The organism is Reyranella soli (genome assembly GCF_007992495.1).
Classification (GTDB): Bacteria; Pseudomonadota; Alphaproteobacteria; order Reyranellales; family Reyranellaceae; genus Reyranella; species Reyranella soli.
The window spans coordinates 129041-149263 of record NZ_BKAJ01000032.1; the positions used below are offsets into that span (position 1 = coordinate 129041).

General features: G+C 66.3%; 17 protein-coding genes. 16 read left to right on the forward strand and 1 reads right to left on the reverse strand.

The window, feature by feature from the left end:
• Window positions 1-8: 8 nt before the first annotated feature.
• The 6 genes from nuoN (at window position 9) to RSO01_RS10075 (ending at window position 5379) form a co-directional block, all read left to right on the forward strand.
• Window positions 9-1454 (forward strand): NADH-quinone oxidoreductase subunit NuoN, encoded by a 1446-nt coding sequence (nuoN, locus tag RSO01_RS10050; RefSeq protein ID WP_147148769.1) that lies wholly within the window; start codon window positions 9-11, stop codon window positions 1452-1454.
• Window positions 1451-2185 carry a biotin--[acetyl-CoA-carboxylase] ligase gene (locus RSO01_RS10055; protein WP_218037298.1) on the forward strand — a complete coding sequence of 245 codons (735 nt, stop codon included), beginning with the start codon at window positions 1451-1453 and terminating at the stop codon, window positions 2183-2185. The genes nuoN and RSO01_RS10055 overlap by 4 nt, the downstream gene beginning before the upstream one ends.
• 18 nt (window positions 2186-2203) lie before the next feature.
• On the forward strand, window positions 2204-2974 hold the full coding sequence (locus RSO01_RS10060; protein WP_147148771.1) for a type III pantothenate kinase: 771 nt from the start codon (window positions 2204-2206) through the stop codon (window positions 2972-2974).
• On the forward strand, window positions 2971-4623 hold the full coding sequence (locus RSO01_RS10065; protein WP_147148773.1) for a ribonuclease J: 1653 nt from the start codon (window positions 2971-2973) through the stop codon (window positions 4621-4623). Before RSO01_RS10060 ends, RSO01_RS10065 begins: the two co-directional genes overlap by 4 nt.
• Window positions 4624-4640: 17 nt before the next feature.
• Window positions 4641-5045: a methylmalonyl-CoA epimerase gene (gene mce, locus RSO01_RS10070; protein ID WP_147148775.1), complete on the forward strand. Its 405-nt coding sequence runs from the start codon at window positions 4641-4643 to the stop codon at window positions 5043-5045.
• A gap of 91 nt (window positions 5046-5136) precedes the next feature.
• Window positions 5137-5379: a DUF1467 family protein gene (locus RSO01_RS10075; protein ID WP_147148777.1), complete on the forward strand. Its 243-nt coding sequence runs from the start codon at window positions 5137-5139 to the stop codon at window positions 5377-5379.
• Between the two features lie 274 nt (window positions 5380-5653).
• Here RSO01_RS10075 and RSO01_RS10080 read toward each other — a convergent pair whose 3' ends face one another.
• On the reverse strand, window positions 5654-6946 hold the full coding sequence (locus tag RSO01_RS10080; protein ID WP_147148779.1) for an NCS2 family permease: 1293 nt from the start codon (window positions 6944-6946) through the stop codon (window positions 5654-5656).
• Between the two features lie 189 nt (window positions 6947-7135).
• On the opposite strand from RSO01_RS10080, the gene proS reads away from it, so the two are divergent.
• From proS to pyrH, 10 genes are all read left to right on the forward strand, one after another.
• On the forward strand, window positions 7136-8449 hold the full coding sequence (proS, locus tag RSO01_RS10085) for a proline--tRNA ligase (protein ID WP_147148781.1): 1314 nt from the start codon (window positions 7136-7138) through the stop codon (window positions 8447-8449).
• Between the two features lie 3 nt (window positions 8450-8452).
• Window positions 8453-9766: an ABC transporter permease gene (locus tag RSO01_RS10090; protein WP_147148783.1), complete on the forward strand. Its 1314-nt coding sequence runs from the start codon at window positions 8453-8455 to the stop codon at window positions 9764-9766.
• Window positions 9759-11030 (forward strand): ABC transporter permease, encoded by a 1272-nt coding sequence (locus RSO01_RS10095; protein WP_147148785.1) that lies wholly within the window; start codon window positions 9759-9761, stop codon window positions 11028-11030. Before RSO01_RS10090 ends, RSO01_RS10095 begins: the two co-directional genes overlap by 8 nt.
• The gene (locus RSO01_RS10100) at window positions 11023-11706 is read left to right on the forward strand and encodes an ABC transporter ATP-binding protein (protein WP_147148788.1); all 684 of its coding nucleotides are present in this window, start codon (window positions 11023-11025) and stop codon (window positions 11704-11706) included. The genes RSO01_RS10095 and RSO01_RS10100 overlap by 8 nt, the downstream gene beginning before the upstream one ends.
• Window positions 11707-11815: 109 nt before the next feature.
• On the forward strand, window positions 11816-15262 hold the full coding sequence (gene dnaE, locus RSO01_RS10105) for a DNA polymerase III subunit alpha (RefSeq protein WP_147148790.1): 3447 nt from the start codon (window positions 11816-11818) through the stop codon (window positions 15260-15262).
• Window positions 15259-16272, forward strand: a complete 1014-nt coding sequence (locus tag RSO01_RS10110) for a DUF72 domain-containing protein (protein WP_218037299.1) — start codon at window positions 15259-15261, stop codon at window positions 16270-16272. The genes dnaE and RSO01_RS10110 overlap by 4 nt, the downstream gene beginning before the upstream one ends.
• Before the next feature lie 57 nt (window positions 16273-16329).
• Complete coding sequence (locus RSO01_RS10115; protein ID WP_147148791.1) at window positions 16330-17319, forward strand: Bug family tripartite tricarboxylate transporter substrate binding protein; 990 nt, start codon at window positions 16330-16332, stop codon at window positions 17317-17319.
• 182 nt (window positions 17320-17501) lie between these two features.
• Window positions 17502-18296 carry a 30S ribosomal protein S2 gene (gene rpsB / locus RSO01_RS10120; protein WP_147148793.1) on the forward strand — a complete coding sequence of 265 codons (795 nt, stop codon included), beginning with the start codon at window positions 17502-17504 and terminating at the stop codon, window positions 18294-18296.
• Between the two features lie 199 nt (window positions 18297-18495).
• Complete coding sequence (gene tsf, locus RSO01_RS10125; RefSeq protein WP_147148795.1) at window positions 18496-19422, forward strand: translation elongation factor Ts; 927 nt, start codon at window positions 18496-18498, stop codon at window positions 19420-19422.
• Between the two features lie 73 nt (window positions 19423-19495).
• The gene (gene pyrH, locus RSO01_RS10130) at window positions 19496-20221 is read left to right on the forward strand and encodes a UMP kinase (protein ID WP_147148797.1); all 726 of its coding nucleotides are present in this window, start codon (window positions 19496-19498) and stop codon (window positions 20219-20221) included.
• The last annotated feature ends 2 nt before the right edge of the window (window positions 20222-20223 follow it).

Here is a 20223-nt window from a genome sequence, read left to right on the forward strand (position 1 = left end):
TGACGAACATGGTTGTCGGTCTCGAATCCTGGACCCTGGCTCGGCCCGAGCTGTTCCTCGCGGCGGTCACGGCCCTGCTGTTGATCTACGGCGTGGTGCGCGGCGAGGCCTCGACCGCCTTCGTGGCGGTGTCGACGTCGGCGGCGTTGCTGGTCACCGCCGTCCTGCTGTTCATGCCCTATCGCGAGGGCACGGCCTTCGCCTCGCTGTTCATCGTCGACCGGCTGACCACGACCATGAAGGCGCTGGTGCTGGTGGGGGCGGCCGTCACCGTCCTGATGTCGCGGGCTTATTTCGAGCAGGCCAAGGCCTGGCGCTTCGAGTATCCGCTGCTGGTGGCGCTGGCCACCCTCGGCATGATGCTGATGATCTCGGCCAACGACCTGATGGCCCTGTATGTCGGCCTCGAGCTGCAATCGCTGGCGCTCTACGTCGTCGCCGCCTTCCAGAGGGACAGCATCCGTTCGACCGAAGCGGGCGTGAAGTACTTCGTCCTGGGCTCGGTCGCCTCGGGCATGCTGCTGTTCGGCGCCTCGTTGATCTACGGCTTCTGCGGCGGCACCGCCTTCGTGGAGATCTCCAAGGCCCTGATCGACGGCAAGGGTGCCGAGGCCGGCGTCATCATCGGCTTGGTGTTCGTGGTCGCGGGCCTCGCCTTCAAGGTCTCGGCCGTGCCGTTCCACATGTGGACGCCCGACGTCTACGAGGGCGCGCCGACGCCGGTGACTGCGCTGTTCGCGGTCGCGCCCAAGATCGCCGCCATGTCGCTGCTGGTCTCGGTCCTGATGGGCCCGTTCAAGCCGTTGTTCGCGCAGTGGCAGCAGATCATCGTCGCGGCTTCGGTGCTGTCGATGGCGCTCGGCGCCTTCGCGGCGCTCCGCCAGCAGAACATCAAGCGCCTGATGGCCTATTCCTCGATCGGCAATGTCGGCTACATCCTGCTGGGCTTGGCGAGCGGCAGCGAGAAGGGCATCCAGGCGGTGGTCTTCTACCTCGCCATCTACCTGGTCATGACGCTGGGCGTATTCGCCACCATCCTGCTGATGAAGCGTCGCGGCGTCATGGTCGAGGGCATCGGCGACCTCTCGGGCCTGGCGCGCAGCCACCCGATGATGGCCTTCGCGCTGCTGCTGTTCATGTTCTCGCTGGCTGGCATCCCGCCGCTCGCGGGCTTCTGGGGCAAGCTCTACATCTTCATGGCGGCCGTCGAAGCCAAGCTCTACTGGCCGGCCGTGCTCGGCGTGCTGGCCTCGGTGGTGGCGTCCTACTACTACCTGCGCATCGTCAAGGTGATGTACTTCGACGAGCCGGCGGCCGAGGCACTCGACCAGCCCGTGTTCGGCGTCAACCGCGTCGTGGCCTTCGCGTCCGCCGTCCTCGTGGCGGTGTTCTCGCTGGCGCCGCAGCCGCTCAGCGTCGTCGCCGCGGCCGCGGCCAAGGGCCTCTTCCCGTGAGTTCCGCACCCGTCCTGCCGGACGGGTGGCGGCTGGTCGCGCTAGAGAGCGTCGGCAGCACCAACGACGAGGCCGCACGCCTGGCCGATGACGGCGCGACCGAAGGCACCGTCGTGTGGGCGCGCGAGCAGACCGGGGGCAGGGGCCGCCGCGGCCGCCGCTGGGCCTCCCCGGTGGGCAACCTCTACACCTCGACCATCCTGCGGCCCGACTGCCCGGCCGCGCGCGCCGCCGAGCTGGGCTTCGTCTCGGCGCTTGCCGTCGCCGACATCGTGCCGGCTGGCCGCACGGTCCGCGTGAAATGGCCCAACGACGTGCTTGTCGACGGCGGCAAGGTCGCCGGCATCCTGCTCGAGAGCGCGATCGCCCAGACCGGCGTGGTGCAGCACGTCATCGCCGGCATCGGCATCAATGTCGGCTTCGCGCCCGAGCTGCCCGAGATGCGATATCCAGGTGCAGCGCTGGGCGGCTCGGTAGAGACGACGCTGGAGAAATTCACGGCAGCGCTCGCCGCGCGGCTGGCCGAATGGCGGCGTGACGGCTTCGCCGCGGTGCGCGCCCATTGGCTGGCCAAGGCCGGCCCGCTCGGCGCCGAGGTCGACGTCAAGCTGGGCGAGGAGCTGGTGCGCGGCCGTTTCGGCGGTGTCGATCACGAGGGCGCCCTACTGCTGGAGACAGCATCCGGTCCGCGCCGGATCGTGTCGGGTGAGCTGTTGGGCCGCGCGGCCTGAGTTGAGTAGGAGGACGTCATGCTGCTCGCCATCAACTGCAACAACACGAACATCAAGTTCGGCGTCGTCGACGGCGACCGCATCGTCGGCGAATGGCGTCAGCACACCTCGGCCATGCGCACCGCCGACGAGCATGCGGTCTGGCTGTTCGAGCTGATGCGCATGGAAGGCATTGATCCCAAGACGGTCACCGACGCCATCATTGGCAGCGTCGTGCCCCAGGCCAATTTCAACCTGCGCCGGCTGTGCACGCGCTACCTCAATTGCGAGCCGCTGTTCATCGGCGAGCCTAACGTCATCCACGGCATCAAGATCAAGGGCGTGGGCGCGGGCGCCGACCGGATCTGCAATACGGTCGGCGCGAGCCTGATGTTCCCCCGGACGCCGGTGGTCGTCGTTGATTTCGGCACGGCCACCAACTTCGACGTCGTCGACGAGGAAGGCAGCTACTGCGGTGGCGCCATCGCGCCAGGCCCAAATCTCAGCATCGAGGCGTTGGTCAGGGCCGCGGCGCTGCTGCCGCGAATTGTCGTGGAGAAGCCGCAGAATGTGATCGGGACTACGACGGTGGCCTGCATGCATACGGGCGTGTTCTGGGGCTATGTCGGGCTGATCGAAGGTATCGTCACCCGCATCAAAGCCGAGTTCGGCAAGCCGATGAGGGTCGTCTCGACCGGCGGCCTCGCCCCGGTGTTCGAAGGCCACATCTCGGTGATCGACCAGGTCGCGCCCGATATCACGGCGCGCGGCCTGATCGAGATCTGGAAGCGCAGCAAGAACGTGGCATGACCGTTCCGGGCAAGGACGAGCTGCTGTTCCTCGCGCTGGGCGGTGCGGGCGAGATCGGCATGAACCTCAACCTCTACGGCCATGCCGGCAAGTGGTTGATGATCGATCTCGGCATCGGCTTCGCTGACGATTCCATGCCGGGCGTCGAGGTCGTGATGCCCGATCCCGCCTTCATCGAGGAGCGCCGGGCCGACCTTTTGGGCATCGTGCTGACCCACGCCCACGAGGACCATCTCGGCGCCGTCGCCGATCTGTGGCCGCGGCTCAAGGCACCGGTCTACGCCACGCCATTCGCGGCCTCGGTGCTGCGCCGCAAGCTCGTCGAGGCGGGCCTCGTCAATGAGGTGCCGATCACCGAGATCCCGTTGGGCGGCAAGCTCAGCCTGCCGCCGTTCGAGCTCGAGCTGATCACCATGACGCACTCGATCCTCGAGCCCAATGCGCTGGCGATCCGCACCAAGCTCGGCACGGTATTCCATACCGGCGACTGGAAGATCGACCCCGAGCCGCTTCTGGGCGAGGTCACCGACGAGGCGATGCTGCGGCGCATCGGCGATGAGGGCGCTCTCGCCATGGTGTGTGACAGCACCAACGTCTTCGTCGAGGGCGAGGCGGGGTCGGAGTCGACGGTGCGCGCCAACCTCGAGAAGCTGGTGAAAACGGCCAAGTGCCGCGTCGCCGTGACCTGCTTTGCCTCCAATCTCGCCCGCGTCGAGAGCGTGGCGCTGGCGGCCGTGGCGGCCGGGCGCCACCCCGTGCTGTCGGGCCGGGCGCTGACGCGCATGGTCGAATCGGCCCAGGAATGCGGCTACCTGCTCGACTTTCCGCAATGCATCCCCGAGCAGCAAGCAGGCTACCTGCCGCGCGAAAAAGTCCTGTTCATCTGCACCGGCAGCCAGGGCGAGCCGCGCGCCACCATGGCCAAGCTCGCCAGCGGCGATCATCGCGACCTGGTGCTGGAAGACGGGGACACCGCGATCTTCTCCTCGCGCGTCATCCCGGGCAACGAACGGGCGGTCGGCCGCCTGCAGAACGCGCTGATGGCGCGCGGCGTCGAAATCATCACCGACAGCGAGGCCAATATCCACGTCTCCGGCCATCCGGCGCGCGACGAGCTGGTCCGGGTCTATCAGTGGATCCGGCCCGAGATCGCCGTGCCGGTCCATGGCGAGGTCCGCCACATGGTCGAGCACGCGGCCCTCGCCCGGGCCTGCCAGGTGCCGGAGACGGTTTTGGCGCCCAACGGCACGCTGGTCCGCCTGGCACCGGGGCCGGCCGAGATCATCGATCACGTCCATGCCGGCCGGCTGGCGCGCGACGGCGACGGGTTGGTGCCGCTCGACGGCGAATCGCTGCGCGAGCGGCGCAAGCTCCTGTGGAATGGCGCGGCGGCGGCCACGCTGGTGATCGACAAGGGTGGCCGGGCCGTGGCGCCGCCCAAGGTGTCGCTGCGCGGCATCGACGACGGCGACGGCACGCTGGGCGAGGCCATCACCGCGGGGCTGAGCGAGATGCTGGCCGATCTCAGCGCCGCCGAACGGCGCGACGATGGCCGGATCGAGGAGGCGGCGCGCCAGGCGGTGCGGCGCGTCGTGCGCGCGCACCTCGGCAAGAAGCCGTTGACGGACGTGCACATCGTCCGCATCTAAGTCCGCAGGAGACCCCGATGATCGGACGCCTGAACCACATCGCCATCGCCGTGCCCGACCTCGCCAAGGCGGCTGAGCTCTATCGCACGGTCATGGGCGCCAAGGTGAGCGCGCCCAAGGCGCAGCCGGCCCACGGCGTCACCGTGGTGTTCGTGGAACTGCCCAACACCAAGATCGAGCTCCTGCATCCACTCGGTGAGAAGTCGCCCATCGCCAACTTCCTGGCGCGCAACGCCGATGGCGGCATTCACCACGTCTGCTACGAGGTCGAGGACATCTACGCCGCTCGTGACAAGCTGAAGGCCGGCGGCGCCCGCGTGCTGGGCGACGGCGAGCCCAAGATCGGCGCCCACGACAAGCCCGTGCTGTTCCTGCACCCCAAGGATTTCACGGGCACGCTGATCGAATTGGAGCAGGTCTGAGCGGTGTCATCCCGAGCGCAGCGAGGGACCTTTGATCGGCACCGCGACAGGTCCCTCGCTGCGCTCGGGATGACAGCGAGCAGGTAGCACCATGTCTTGGGCCACCGGCATCATGGTCTACTTGGTGATCTGGTGGACGATCCTGTTCACCGTGCTGCCGCTCGGCGTGCGCAGGGTGGAAAATCCCGGTAAGGGGGAGGATCGGGGCGCCCCGGAGCGGCCACAGCTCCTCCGCAAGGCGATCATCACTTCGATCGTCGCCGCCGTTCTGTGGATCGGCTTCTATTTCCTCCACCAATCGGACGTCTTCAGCTTCCGCCGCATGGTGGAATGACCTTAATCCAATTTCTCAAGATCGTTGCCTAACCTATTGTCCCAAAAAGAAACAGCGGGCCCATGGCCCGCCGTTCCTCTACCCCCGAAACTCGTCACAGGCAGCTTGCGCTGCTCTCCTCCCTAAAACTCGGGCTGTGCCCAAGACCCAGGCTACTTAGCCGGAAGCCAGCGTCTTGCCAAGACCTTTTCTTTCGATCACCCGCTTTCAATTAGAACAATTGTAAGCGCAATGATCGTTCGACGACAAACAAATGACCGCGCTTCGGATGTGATCATCCGATGTACACGTATTTGATCACGAAGAGGACAGCGAGAATTCCGACTGCCGGATGGACATCGCGATAGCGTCCGGTCGCGACCTTGATTGCGGCGTACGAAATGAATCCGAACGCGATGCCTTCGGCAATCGAGAAGGTGAAGGGCATCGTGATCGCCGTGACGACGGCGGGCGCCGCTTCGGTCACGTCGCCCCACGCGACCTCGGTGAGGCTGCGGACCATCAGGCAGGCGACATAGAACAGCGCGGGAGCCGTGGCGTAGGCGGGGATCGAGCCCGCCAGCGGCGACAGGAACAACGCCAGGATGAAGAGGATGCCGACGGTCGCCGCCGTGAGGCCGGTGCGGCCGCCTTCGTTGATGCCCGAGGCGCTCTCGATATAGCTGGTCGTCGTCGAGGTGCCGACGGCGGCGCCGATCATGGCCGCACCGCTGTCGGCCATCAGGGCGCGATGCAGGCGCGGCACCGTGCCGTCCGGCTTCATGAAACCGCCACGATGGGCGAGCGCGATCAACGTGCCGGTGTTGTCGAACAAGTCGACGAACAGGAAGGCGAAGACCACGGTCACCAGCCCGACCTTCATTGCACCGGACAGATCCATCTGCAGCAGCACCGGGCTGAGCGACGGCGGCGTGTCGAAGATTCCGGCGAATTTCTGCTGGCCGGCGGCGATGGCGACGATGGTGACGACCAGGATGCCGATGATCACGCCGCCCATGATCCGGCGGCGTTCCAGCGCGACGATCAGGAAGAAGCCGAGCGTCGCCATGACGACGGGGAAGCTCGTGAGCTTGCCGTGCGTCACCAAGGTCGCCGGATGGGCGACGACGATGCCGGAGTTCTTGAGCGCGATCAGCGCCAGGAACAGGCCGATACCGGCGGCGATCGCCATCTTGAGCGACATCGGGATGGCGTTGACGATCCATTCGCGAATCGGCAGCACGCTGATGATGAAGAAGATGACGCCCGAGATGAAGACGCAGCCCAGCGCCACCTGCCAGCTGTGGCCCATGCCGCCGACCACGCCGAAGGCGAAGTAGGCGTTGAGCCCCATGCCGGGCGCCAGCGCGATCGGGTAGTTGGCCAGGAAGGCCATCAGGAAGCAGCCGATGGCGGCGGCCACGCAGGTCGCGGCGAATACCGCGCCGAACGGCATCTTGGCCTCGGCCAGGATCGCCGGGTTGACGAAGATGATGTAGGCCATCGTCAGGAAGGTCGTGATGCCGGCCACGATCTCGGTCCGGACGTTGGTCTTGTTCTCGCTGAGCTTGAAGACCTGCTCGAGCATTGTTGTTCTCCCCCGATTGTCGCGTGAAGTGTGCGGGCATCCGCCTGTGCAAAGCTAGCCAGCCTCTCGTTCCTCCCCCAGTTTGCCTTTAGACCCCCCGTTTCCTACAGTCCGCGGCCACCCCGCCTGCGCGGCCGAAGCCGCTACGGCGCGGCGAAGGCCCGCCAGCCCAGCAAGGATCAAACCAGAATGCGGATGAGTCAGTACTTTCTGCCGACCATGAAGGAAAACCCGGCAGAGGCGCAGATCGTATCGCACCGCCTGATGCTGCGCGCCGGCCTGATCCGCCAGACCTCGGCCGGCATCTATGCCTGGCTGCCCCTGGGCTTCCGCGTGCTGAAGAACATCGAGCGCATCGTGCGCGAGGAGCAGGACCGCTCGGGCGCCCAGGAAGTGCTGATGCCGACCATCCAGTCGGCCGACCTGTGGCGCGAGAGCGGCCGCTACGACGCCTACGGGGCGGAAATGCTGCGCATAAAAGACCGGCACGACCGCGAGATGCTCTACGGTCCGACCAACGAGGAAGTGATCACCGTGCTCTTCCGCGACGGCGTGAAGAGCTACCGCGACCTGCCGAGGAACCTCTATCACATCCAGTGGAAGTTCCGTGACGAGGTCCGCCCGCGCTTCGGCGTGATGCGCGGCCGCGAATTCCTGATGAAGGACAACTACTCCTTCGACATCGACAAGAAGGGCGCTATCCACTCCTACAACAAGATGTTCGTCACCTACCTGCGCACCTTCGCGCGCATGGGCCTGAAGGCGATCCCGATGCGCGCCGACACCGGTCCGATCGGCGGCGACCTCAGCCACGAGTTCATCGTACTGGCCGACACCGGCGAGAGCGCCGTGTTCTGCCACAAAGGCCTGGTCGACAAGGACATCCTCAGCCGCAAGATCGACTACGATTCCGACCTGCAGCCGATCGTGAACGAATGGACGTCGCTCTACGCCGCGACCGACGACATGCACGACAAGGCCGCCTTCGAGGAGATCCCCGAAGGCGAGCGGCTTTCAGCGCGCGGCATCGAGGTCGGCCATATCTTCTACTTCGGCACCCAGTATTCGGCGCCCATGAAGGCGGTGGTGGCGGGCCCCGGCGGCGAGCAGATCACGGTCGAGATGGGCTCCTACGGCATCGGCGTGTCGCGCCTGGTCGGCGGCATCATCGAGGCGAGCCACGACGAGGCCGGCATCGTCTGGCCGGAGGCGGTGGCGCCCTTCAAGGTGGCGATCGTCAACCTCAAGCCCGACGACGGCGCGGTGTCGGGCGCCTGCCAGAAGCTCTATGACGGGCTTGCCGCCAAGGGCATCGAGGCTCTGCACGACGACCGTGACCTCAGGCCAGGCGCCAAGTTCGCCGACATGGACCTGATCGGCATCCCCTGGCAGGTCATCGTCGGACCCAAGGGCGTGTCGGCCGGCAAGGCCGAGGTCAAGGACCGCAAGACCGGCCAGCGCGAGGAAGTGCCGTTCGACCAGGTCGTCCAACGCTTCGGCTGAGACATGGCCTTCGCCGCCGTCGAACGCCTCATCGCCTTCCGCTATCTGCGCGCCCGCCGCGAGGAGGGCTTCATCTCGGTGATCGCCGCCTTCTCGTTGATCGGCATCACCCTGGGCGTCGGCACCCTGATCGTCGTCATGTCGGTCATGAACGGCTTTCGCTTCGAGATGCTGCGCCAGATGTCGAGCATCAGCGGCCAGCTCGGCGTGCAGGGCAGCCGCGCTGGCATCGACGCCACGCCCGAGCTGCTGGCCGCCATGACCAAGGTGCCGGGCGTGCTGAGCGCCACGCCGACCGCCGAGGGCCAGGTCATGGCCGTGGCCGGTGACAAGGTGAGGGGGGTGGTCCTGCGCGGCGTCCGGCCCGAGGATTTCAAGGCGCGCGCACCGCTTTCGGCGGCGATCGAGGGGCCAGCAGAGCTGCGCGACCGCTATCGCGGCCTGTGCCGCGCCGACGACGACAAGCCGATCGACTGGGGATCATTGAAGGATTTCGGCAAGGACTTCTCGGTCGTGGTCGGCCGTCGGTTGGCCGACCTGTTGAAGCTCAAGATCGGTGACACCTTCCAGCTCGTCTCGCCGGTCGAGGTGGCAACGCCGTTGGGTGTCGTGCCGCGTGCGGTGCAGGCACGCGTCGCGGCGGTCTTCTGCGCCGGCATGTACGACTACGACGCCAACTTCGTCTACGCGCCGCTGCCTGACGTTCAGCGCCTGCTGAACTACGGCGACATGGTCACGGGCATAGAGGTCTTCGTGGCCGACGATGCCTCGCTCGCCGGCGCCCGCCGCCAGCTCTCACAGATCGTCGGCACGCAGGCCTGGGTGTTCGACTGGTGGCAGGCCAATATCGGCTTCTTCGCGGCGATCCAGGGCCAGACCAACGTCATGTTCATCGTGCTGTCGATGATCGTGCTGGTTGCCGCCTTCAACATCGTGTCGAGCCTGGTGATGCTGGTGCGCACCAAGACCGCCGACATCGCCATCCTGCGCACCATGGGGGCGACGCGCGGCGCCATCATGCGCATTTTCCTGCTCGACGGCATGGCGATCGGCGGCATCGGCACGCTGCTGGGTCTCGCGCTGGGCCTGGCCTTCGCCCGCAACATCGAGGCGATCCGGCAATGGCTGCAGCGCACCTTCGACATCGTCCTGTTCGACGAGACGCTCTACCTGCTGGCTGAGATGCCCTCGCGCATCGAATGGAACGAGATCGCGGTCATCGCCGTCATGGCGCTGGTCTTCGCGCTGCTCGCCTCGCTCTATCCGGCGGCGAAGGCGGCGCGGCTCGATCCGGTCGAAGGACTGCACCGTGAATGACCGCGCCGGCACGGTCGAACGCTGGCTGGCCTGGCGTTATCTCGCCACCCGCCAGCGCGAGGGCTTCGTCTCGTTCATCGCCATCTTCTCCCTGATCGGCGTGGCGCTGGGCGTGGCGACGCTGATCGTCGTGCTGTCGGTGATGGGCGGCTTTCGACAGCAGCTTCTCGGCCGCATCATCGGGCTGAACGGCCATATCGTGATCACCGCCCGCGACGGCGGCATGGTGCAGGCCACGCCCGACCTGCTGGCCAAGCTGAAGGCCTTCCCAGGCGTGCGCGCCGTCAACCTGACCCTGGAGCGCCAGGCACTGGTCACCAACGCCAACAACCAGACGCGCGGCGCCCTGGTGCGGGGCGTGCGGCCGGAAGACCTGCAGGGGCGGGACATGGTGTCCAAGAACATCGTGCATGGCGACCTCAGCGCCTTTGGCACGCGGCCCGGCGTCGTCATCGGCGAGCGCCTGCGCCAGGCCCTGAACCTCAGGGCTGGCGACAAGCTCACCCTGGTGACGCATCGGGTGAACGACAACGGCACGATCTCGCCGCGCTACTCCGACTACGAGATCCTGGCGAGCTTCATTACGCGCCGCTACGAGTTCGACAATGGCCTGGTCTTCGTGCCGCTGCCGATGCTGCAGAGCGACCTCGAATACGGCGACGAGGCGGTGAGTTCGATCGACCTCGACATCGCCGACCCGCAGGCGGCGCCGCAGTTCGCCGAGGAGCTGCGCAAGGCGCTCGGCCGTGACGACCTCAGGATCGCGCACTGGCTCGGCCTCAATGCCCGCTTCGTCGGCGCCCTGCAGGTCGAGCGCGTGATGATGTTCATCATCCTCACCCTGATCGTCGTGGTCGCGGCCATGAACGTGGTGGCGAGCTTCACCATGCTGGTGCGCGTGAAGCGCGGCAGCATCGCCATCCTGCGCACCATGGGCGCGACGCCGGGCACGATCGTGCGCGCCTTCTTCCTGTCGGCGGCGGCGGTCGGGCTGGTCGGCACGGCCGTCGGTGCCGGCCTCGGCCTGCTGGTCTGCGCCAACATGCAGGGCATCGCCCGGCTGCTCGTGCTGCTCACCAACGCCGGCGGTCCGGGGGCGGGCTGGAGCGAGGTCGAGTTCATCACCTCGGCGCCGGTGCGCGTCCAGCCGATCGAGGTGCTCTCCATCATCGCCATCGCCATCCTGCTGTCGCTGGCGGCGGCGGCCTACCCTGCCTGGCGCAGCACGCGCGTCGAACCGGTCGAAGGGCTGCGTCATGAGTGATCCCGGGTTTCCCCTGTCCGTGCGCGACATCAAGCGCACCTTCGTGCAGGGCGATCGTCGCCTGGAGGTGTTGAAGGGCATCACCCTCGACCTCCGGCCGGGCGAGATCGTGGCCCTGGTCGGCCAGTCGGGCAGCGGCAAGTCGACCCTGCTGCATATCGCGGGGCTGCTCGAGCGGCCGGACGCGGGCGACATCGTGGTCGGCGGCAAGTCGGCCGGCGCCGCCGGCGATCGCGAGCGTACGGTGATGCGCCGCCAGTTCCTGGGCTTCGTCTACCAGTACCACCATCTGCTGCCGGAGTTCTCGGCGATCGAGAACGTGATGCTGCCGCAGATGCTGAACGGCCGGTCGCGCGCCGTGGCCCGCCGCCACGCTGCCGAGCTTTTGGCCATGGTCCAGCTCAAGGAGCGCTCCGACCATCGGCCGGGCCGGCTGTCGGGCGGCGAGCAGCAGCGCGTGGCGATTGCCCGCGCCATCGCCAATGCTCCGCGCGTCCTGCTGGCCGACGAGCCGACCGGCAACCTCGATTCGACGACGGCCGACGCCGTGTTCCGGCAGCTTCTGGCGCTGGTACGCGAGACCGGCATGGCGGCACTGGTGGCGACGCACAATCCCGAACTGGCCTCGCGCATGGACCGGACGGTGACCCTGAAGGACGGGGTGCTGTCAGGCTAGCGTCATTGGAGCGCGGGCCTCTGGCCCGCATCATGAGCGGGCCAGAGGCCCGCGCTCCAATGACAAAACTTGCCTCGCTTTCCACAAGTTTGCGGCGCGATAGTGGCACGTGCCCATTGCCGATTTCGTCCATCTGAAAGTCCGGTCCGCCTATTCGCTCACCGAGGGAGCGAACAAGGTCGACAAGATCGTTTCGCTCGCCAAGGCGAACGCGATGCCGGCTGTCGGCGTCACCGACCGCAACAACCTCTTCGGCGCGCTGGAGTTCGCGCAGTATGCGGCCAAGGACGGCATCCAGCCGATCATCGGTTGCGAACTCGGGATCCGCCGAGAGGACGGCACCGGCAACGGGTCGCCCGGCAAGATCGTGCCGGCCGACTGGCTGACCCTGCTGGTCCAGAACGAGACGGGTTACCGCAACCTGATGCGCCTGGTGAGCCGCGCGCATCTGGAGTTCAAGACGGGTTCGCTGTCGACCCTGCCGCTGTCGGAACTGGAGGACAACACCGAAGGCCTGCTGGCCCTGGCCGGCTATGCCAGCAGCGCGCTCGGTCGCCTGTTGCTGTCCGGCCAGACGCCTGCGGCGGCCCACCAGCTCGAGCGGCTGCAGGCCTTGTTCGACGGCCGGCTCTATCTCGAGCTGCAGCGCCACGGCGACGATGCCGAGCGGCGGATCGAGCCCGCGCTGCTCGATCTCGCCTACGAACGCGGCGTGCCGCTCGTGGCCACCAACGATGTGCATTACCCGAAGGCCGAGATGTACGAGGCGCACGACGTGCTGCTGTGCATCGAGCAGGGCGCACATATCGAGGACCCCAACCGGCGTCGCTTGACGCCCGAGCATTATTTCAAGTCGGCCGCCCAGATGCGGGAGGTCTTCGCCGACCTGCCCGAGGCCTGCGACAACACCCTGACCATCGCCCGGCGCTGCGCCTACATGCCGACGCCGCGCAAGCCGATCCTGCCGCGCTACACCAAGCTCGCCGACCGCACCGAGAAGGAAGCGCTGCAGGAGATGGCCGAGACGGGCCTGAAGGCCCTGAAGCGAAGCGGCCGCCTGTCGTCCGACATCGAGTTCAAGGCCTACCAGGATCGCCTGAGCTACGAGCTCGACATGATCGAGAAGATGGGCTTCTCGGGCTACTTCCTGATCGTTGCCGACTTCATCCAGTGGGCCAAGGACCATGACATCCCGGTCGGGCCGGGCCGCGGCTCGGGCGCGGGCTCGCTGGTCGCCTGGTCGCTCAAGATCACCGATCTCGACCCGCTGCGCTGGGGCCTGATCTTCGAGCGCTTCCTCAATCCCGAGCGCGTGTCGATGCCGGACTTCGATATCGACTTCTGCCAGGACAAGCGCGACCAGGTCATCCGTTACGTGCGCGACGAGTACGGCCACGACCGTGTCGCCGCCATCATCACCTTCGGCAAGCTGCAAGCGAGGGCGGTGCTGCGCGACGTCGGCCGCGTCCTGGGCATGCCCTACGGCCAGGTCGACCGCATCTGCAAGCTGGTGCCCAACAATCCGGCCAAGCCGGTGACGCTCGCCCAGGCGCTGGAGAGCGAGCAGCTCCTGAAGGAGCAGTACGCCGCCGATGAGGAGATCAAGCGCCTGATCGACCTGGCGCTGCAGCTCGAAGGCCTCTACCGCAACGCCTCGACTCATGCCGCCGGCGTGGTGATCGGAGACCGGCCGCTCGACGAGCTGGTCCCGCTCTATCGCGATACCGACAACAAGGAATCGCTGCCGGCCACCCAGTTCAACATGAAGTGGGTCGAGACGGCAGGCTTGGTGAAGTTCGACTTCCTCGGCCTCAAGACGCTGACCGTGATCGAGAAGGCCTGCGAGCTGGTTGGTCGGGACAAGATCGACATTGCCAAGATACCGCTCGACGATGCGCCGACCTTCAAGATGCTGGCCAAGGGCGATGCCTACGGGGTCTTCCAGATGGAAGGCAGCGGCATGCGCGACATCCTGGCCAAGCTCAAGCCCAACCGCTTCGAGGACCTGATCGCGCTGGTGGCGCTCTATCGCCCGGGCCCGATGGACGACATCCCAACCTACATCAGCGTCAAGAACGGCCAGGAGAAGCCGGACTACCTGCATCCCTCGCTGAAGCCGATCCTCGAAGAGACCTACGGCATCATGGTCTACCAGGAGCAGGTGATGCAGATCGCCCGCGTCCTGTCGGGCTATTCCCTGGGCGGCGCCGACCTGCTGCGCCGTGCCATGGGCAAGAAGATCCAGTCCGAGATGGACGCCCAGCGCAACCTGTTCGTCGAGGGCGCCCGCAAGAACGAGGTCGAGGAAGCGCGCGCCTCGATGATCTTCGACAAGGTGGCGAAATTCGCGGGCTACGGCTTCAACAAGTGCCATTCCGCGCCTTACGCCCTGGTCGCCTACCAGACGGCCTTTCTCAAGGCTAACCACCCGGTCGAGTTCTTCGCCGCGTCGATGACGCTCGATATGGGCAATGCCGACAAGCTCGGCAATTTCCGACGCGAGCTCGAGCGCCTGCAGATCCCGCTGCTGCCGCCCGACATCAACAAGTCGATGGCCGAGTTTGCCGTCGAGCGGACGGACGAAGGCAAGCTCGGCGTGCGTTACGCGCTGGCGGCGATCAAGGGCGTCGGCCGCGACGCTATGCACCGACTGGCCGAGGAGCGCGCGACCAATGGTCCATTCAAGGACCTGTTCGACGTTGCCGAGCGGCTCGACCAGCGCGTCATCAACAAGCGCCTGCTGGAGAGCCTTGTGAAGGCCGGCGCCTTCGATTCGTTGAACAAGAACCGCGCCCAGACCTTCGTGGCGGTCGAGGCGTTGTCCCGCCATTCGCAGGCCACGCATGAATCGCGCGGCAGCAACCAGAACAGCCTGTTCGGCGACGACACGGCCCAGCGTCGGCCGCAGCTTCCCAAGGTGCCGGACTGGGCACCGATGGAGCGCCTGCAGCAAGAGTTCTCCGCCATCGGCTTCTATCTCTCGTCGCATCCACTGGCGGCCTACGAGCGCAGCCTGGAGCGACTGCGCGTGACGCGCGCCGCCGACCTGCAGGCACTGCTCACGCGTGGTGTATCCGGCCGCATCAGGCTCGCCGGTACGGTCATCGACCGCCAGGAGCGCACCTCGGCCAAGGGTAACCGCTTCGCCTTCGTGCAGTGCTCGGATCAGTCCGGCGCCTTCGAGCTCACCGTCTTCAGCGAGCTTTTAGGCAGCAAGCGCAACCTCCTGGAGCCAGGCCAGGCGATCCTGGCCTCGGCCGACGGCCGGCTCGACGGCGAGCAGGTGAAGCTGACGGCGCAGACGGTGGAGAAGCTCGACGACGCGGTCGCCAATGCCGCCGCCGGCCTGCGCATTGTCCTGTCCGATCGGGCGGCGGTCGAGCCGTTGCACAAGACGCTGCAAGGCAAGCGCGGCCGAAGCCGTGTGACCCTTGTCGTTCCGATGACGGACGACACCGAAGCCGAGGTCACCTTGTCCGAGACCTATTCCATCGCGGCCGGCCTGCGCGACGCCATCGGCGGCTTGCCGGGCATCGCGCAGGTGGAGGAGATTTGAGCCGGCAACCCGGCCTGTTCGAACAACCCGCACCTCCGCCCAAGCGGCGCGCCGCAGCCGGCGAGGTCAGGCCGGCCTGGGATTCGCCCTTGCTTGGGGCGCCGACACTGCCGGTCGACATCCGGCTCGGCACGTCATCGTGGTTCTTTCCCGGCTGGCGCGGCCTTGTATACGACGGCGTCCATCCGCAGGTGGAGCTCAGCAAGCGCGGACTGGAAGCCTACGCCCAGATCCCGCTGCTGCGCACCGTCAGCCTCGACCGAACGTTCTACGCGCCGATCACCACCGTGCAGTACCAGGGCTACGCCCGCCAGGTGCCCGATCATTTCAGCTTCGTGGTCAAGGCGCCGGCGCTGGTATGCGATGCCGTGATGCGCGACGAGGAGGGCAGGGGAAAGGTGCCCAACCCGCACTTCCTCGACGCCGCCATCGCCACGCGCGAGTTCGTCGTGCCCTGCCTGGAAGGGTTGGGTGACAAGGCAGGCCCTCTGGTCTTCCAGGTGTCGCCCCTGCCGCGCAGCCTGGTCGAGGAGGCAACGACCCTCATCGAGCGACTGGCGGCGTTCTTCGCCGCCCTGCCACAGGAGCTCGGCAAGCAGCGTCCGCTCTACGCCCTGGAGCTGCGCAACGCCGAGCTGCTGACGCCGCGCCTGATGAAGATGCTGGCGTCGTCCGGCGTGCGCTATTGCGTCGGCCTGCATGACCGCATGCCCGAGGTCGAGCGCCAGGAAGCGGCACTCCGGGCGCTGGATGGCGATACGCCGGGACCTCTGGTCGTGCGCTGGAACCTGCACCGCGGCTTCCTCTACCAGGCCGCCAGGCAACGCTACGACCCGTTCGACCGCCTGGTCGACGAGGACCCCGAAACCCGGCTGGTCCTGGCGCGTATGGCCGTCAATGCCTTCAAGGCCAAGCGCAAGGTCTGGATCACCGCCAACAATAAAGCCGAGGGGAGCGCGCCACTTTCGCTGCTCAAACTGGCCGAGGAAATCGCCAAGCTGCTTGCGTAAGTCTGCGCTTAGAATTCCCCCAGCAAAACCAATCGCTAAAAAGGGGGAGGACACTCAATGCAGGCCACGAAATGGTCCCGACGTGCTGCAGTCGCAGCAGCGATGGTGGGCATCGCCGCGGGGGCGATGCAGATACCGGCAGGCGCACAGGACTTTCCGAGCAAGCCGATTACGATCGTCGTTCCGTTCGGTCCTGGCACGGCCAACGACATTATTGCACGTCAGCTCGGGCAGGACATGACCGGGACGCTGGGCCAGAGCGTCATCGTCGACAATCGCGCCGGCGCCACTGGCAACATTGCGACCGACTTCGTCGCGAAATCGCGACCCGACGGCTACACATTGCTGATCGCCTCTACGAGCCTCCTTCTGAACCAGGTCACCGGAAACGCGACGGCTGACCTGACGAAGGATTTCACGCCTGTCGCCTTCAGCGGAAGCACAGTCTATTCGACGTTCGTGCCCAACGAGGTTCCGGCGAAGAATGTGGCCGAACTGGTCGAACTCGCCCGCCAGCAGCCCGGCAAACTCAACTACGCAGGCTATGTCGGCGGTCTGCCGCAGTTCTTGGGCGAGATGTTGAACCGTGCGGCCAAGATCAACACGGTTATGGTGCCTTACAAGAGCACCACTGACGCTCTGGTCGACTTGATGGCCAATCGCATCCAGATCTGGTTCACCCCTATCGCGTCGGGCGTTCCGGTCCAGAGCGCCAAGCAGGCCCGCATGATCGCCGTCACCGGCGAGACGCGGTCGCGCGTGCTGCCAGATATCCCGACGTTCAAGGAAGCGGGCTACCCCGACATGACTGTCGACGTCGCCTACTTTTTGCTCGCAGCGAAGGGTACACCGCAGCCGGTGGTCGACAAACTTGCCGGAGCGATCGGCAAGGCCCTCGAAAATCCAAAGATCAAAGAAGCGCTCCTCGCCCAGGGCGTTGAGGAAAAGCGGGGGACGCCCAGCGAGGTAGGCGCTTATCTCGCCGCAGAAATCCGCCGCTGGACCGATATCGCCAAGCTTTCAGCGCCGTCCGGTACCGGCAAATAGCCCTAAGTCGCTGATTTTATTGACACTTGCATTCGAGGGCGTAAGCCTTTAGAACCACGCCCACTTCGCACGCGGGTTTGCGGTCGACGGGGAGACATCCCGCCGCTCGCTCCGGTGCCCTCCGAAGCCTCGGCTGAGGAGAGCGACGCCCGCGGAGGCCCAACCGGAAAAGGAGAAACGGCATGGCTATGCCGACTTTTACAATGCGTCAGTTGCTGGAAGCGGGTGTCCATTTCGGTCACCACACCCGGCGTTGGAACCCCAAGATGAAGCCGTACCTGTTCGGGGTGCGCAACGGGGTCCATATCATCGATCTCACCAAGACCGTGCCGCTGCTGGAGCAGGCGCTGCTGCAGGTCCGCCAGGTCGTGTCCAACGGCGGCCGCGTGCTGTTCGTCGGCACCAAGGCGGCCGCGGCCGAGCGCATCGCCGATGCCGCCAAGCGCTGCGGCCAGTACTACGTCAACCACCGCTGGCTGGGCGGCATGATCACCAACTGGCAGACCATCTCTGCCTCGATCAAGCGCCTGCGCGAGCTCGATGACCGCCTGAAGGGCGACGTCGTCGGTCTGACGAAGAAGGAGCAGCTCGATCTCACGCGCGAGCGTGACAAGCTCGAGCGGTCGTTGGGCGGCATCAAGGAAATGGGCGGCACGCCCGACATGCTGTTCATCATCGACACCAACAAGGAAGCGATCGCGGTCCAGGAAGCCCGCAAGCGCGGCATTCCAATCGTGGCGGTGCTCGACAGCAACTCCGATCCCGACGGTGTTGATTACCCGATCCCGGGTAACGACGACGCCATCCGCGCTGTGTCGCTCTACTGCGAGCTGCTTTCGGGCGCCGTGCTCGATGGCATCCGTGCCGAGATCGCGGCTTCCGGCGGCGACGTCGGCGAGCTGAGCGAGCCGCCGGCCGATGAGGTTCCCGCCGCCGATACCGACGGCGCTGGCGCCGAGGCCTCGCCGGCCGAATAGCCGGCTCCGGCTCTTCCTCATACTCCTGTCCCCCTTGGGGGAGAGGCTGGGTGAGGGGGTGATGCAGGAGACAGCCTTCTCGTTGACCCCCTCACCTAACCTCTCCCCCAAGGGGAGAGGAACATGAGAGTCATGACGCGCCACTAGAGTGGCGCGCTTCAATCAGTGAACGCGCACGATGCGCGATACGGAGTGACACATGGCTGAGATCACGGCCTCCCTGGTCAAGGAACTGCGCGAGAAGACCGGCGCGGGCATGATGGATTGCAAGAAGGCGCTGGGCGAGGTCGCGGGCGATCTCGAGAAGGCGATCGACTGGCTGCGTACCAAGGGCCTGTCGGCGGCCGCCAAGAAGGCGGGCCGCGTCGCGGCCGAGGGCCTGGTCGGCGTGGTCGCCAACGGCACCCGCGGCGCGGTCATCGAGGTCAACGCCGAGACCGACTTCGTCGGGCGCAACGACCTGTTCCAGAAGTTCGTGGGCGACGCCGCGAAGCTCGCGCTCGACAATGGCGGCGACCTCGCCAAGGTCGCGGCGACGCCGTACCCCGGCACTGGCCGCGACGTGCAGGGCGAGCTCACGCATCTGATCGCAACCATCGGCGAGAACATGTCGCTGCGCCGCGCCGGCATGCTGTCGGTCTCCGACGGCGTCGTGGCGTCCTACATGCACAACAAGGTGGCGACCGATCTCGGCAAGATCGGCGTCCTGGTGGCGCTCGAATCGACCGGCGACAAGGCCAAGCTCGAGGCGCTCGCCAAGCAGCTCGCCATGCATGTGGCCTCGGCCAACCCGCAGTCGCTGACGGTGGCCGAGCTCGACAAGGCGCTCGTCGAGCGCGAGCGCGCGGTGCTGAGCGAGAAGGCCGGCCAGAGCGGCAAGGCGGCCGACATTGTCGCCAAGATGGTCGAGGGCGGCATCCGCAAGTTCCACCAGGAGGTGGTGCTGCTCGAGCAGGCCTTCATCATGGACGGCAAGACCAAGGTCTCGAAGGTCGTCGATGACGCTGCCAAGCAGGTCGGCGCCCCGGTCCGCCTGGCCGGCTACCTGCGCTTCGGCCTGGGCGAGGGCATCGAGAAGAAGTCCGAGGACTTCGCGGCAGAGGTGGCTGCCCAGCTTAAGAAGTAGTATGACAACGAACACTGGCGCGCGGGCCCCCGGGCCCGCGTTGCCCAAGAAAACTGGAGTCTGAGGCACCCCGATGCCGCCGAGCCCCCGCTATCGCCGCGTATTGCTGAAGCTCTCTGGCGAGGGGCTCATGGGGAATCGGGAATATGGGCTCGATCCCGCCATGGTCACCATGGTGGCCCAGGAGATAAAGACCGTGCACGAGATGGGGGTGCAGGTCTGCCTGGTGATCGGCGGCGGCAACATCTTCCGTGGCGTGTCGGCCGCCGCATCGGGCATGGACCGGGCGAGCGGCGACTACATGGGCATGCTGGCGACCGTCATTAATTCACTGGCTATGCAGAGCGCGCTCGAGCGCCAGGGCCTGCAGACACGTGTGCAGTCCGCCATTCCCATGACCACCGTGTGCGAGCCCTACATCCGCCGTCGCGCGGCGCGCCACATGGAGAAGGGACGCGTGGTGATCTTCGCCGCCGGCACGGGCAATCCGTTCTTCACGACCGATACAGCCGCCGCCCTGCGCGCCGCCGAGATGAGCGTCGATGCCATGCTGAAGGGCACCCAGGTCGACGGCGTCTATTCGTCCGATCCCAAGAAGGACAAGACGGCGAAGCGCTACGATTCGCTCACCTACATGGATGTGCTGCAGCGCGACCTGCAGGTCATGGACGCCTCGGCGATCTCGCTGGCCCGCGAGAACCGCATCCCGATCATCGTGTTCGACATCCACAAGCCCGGCGCGTTCGCCGCCACGATGCGCGGGGAGGGGACCTTCACCATCATCAGAGACGAGGGCTGACG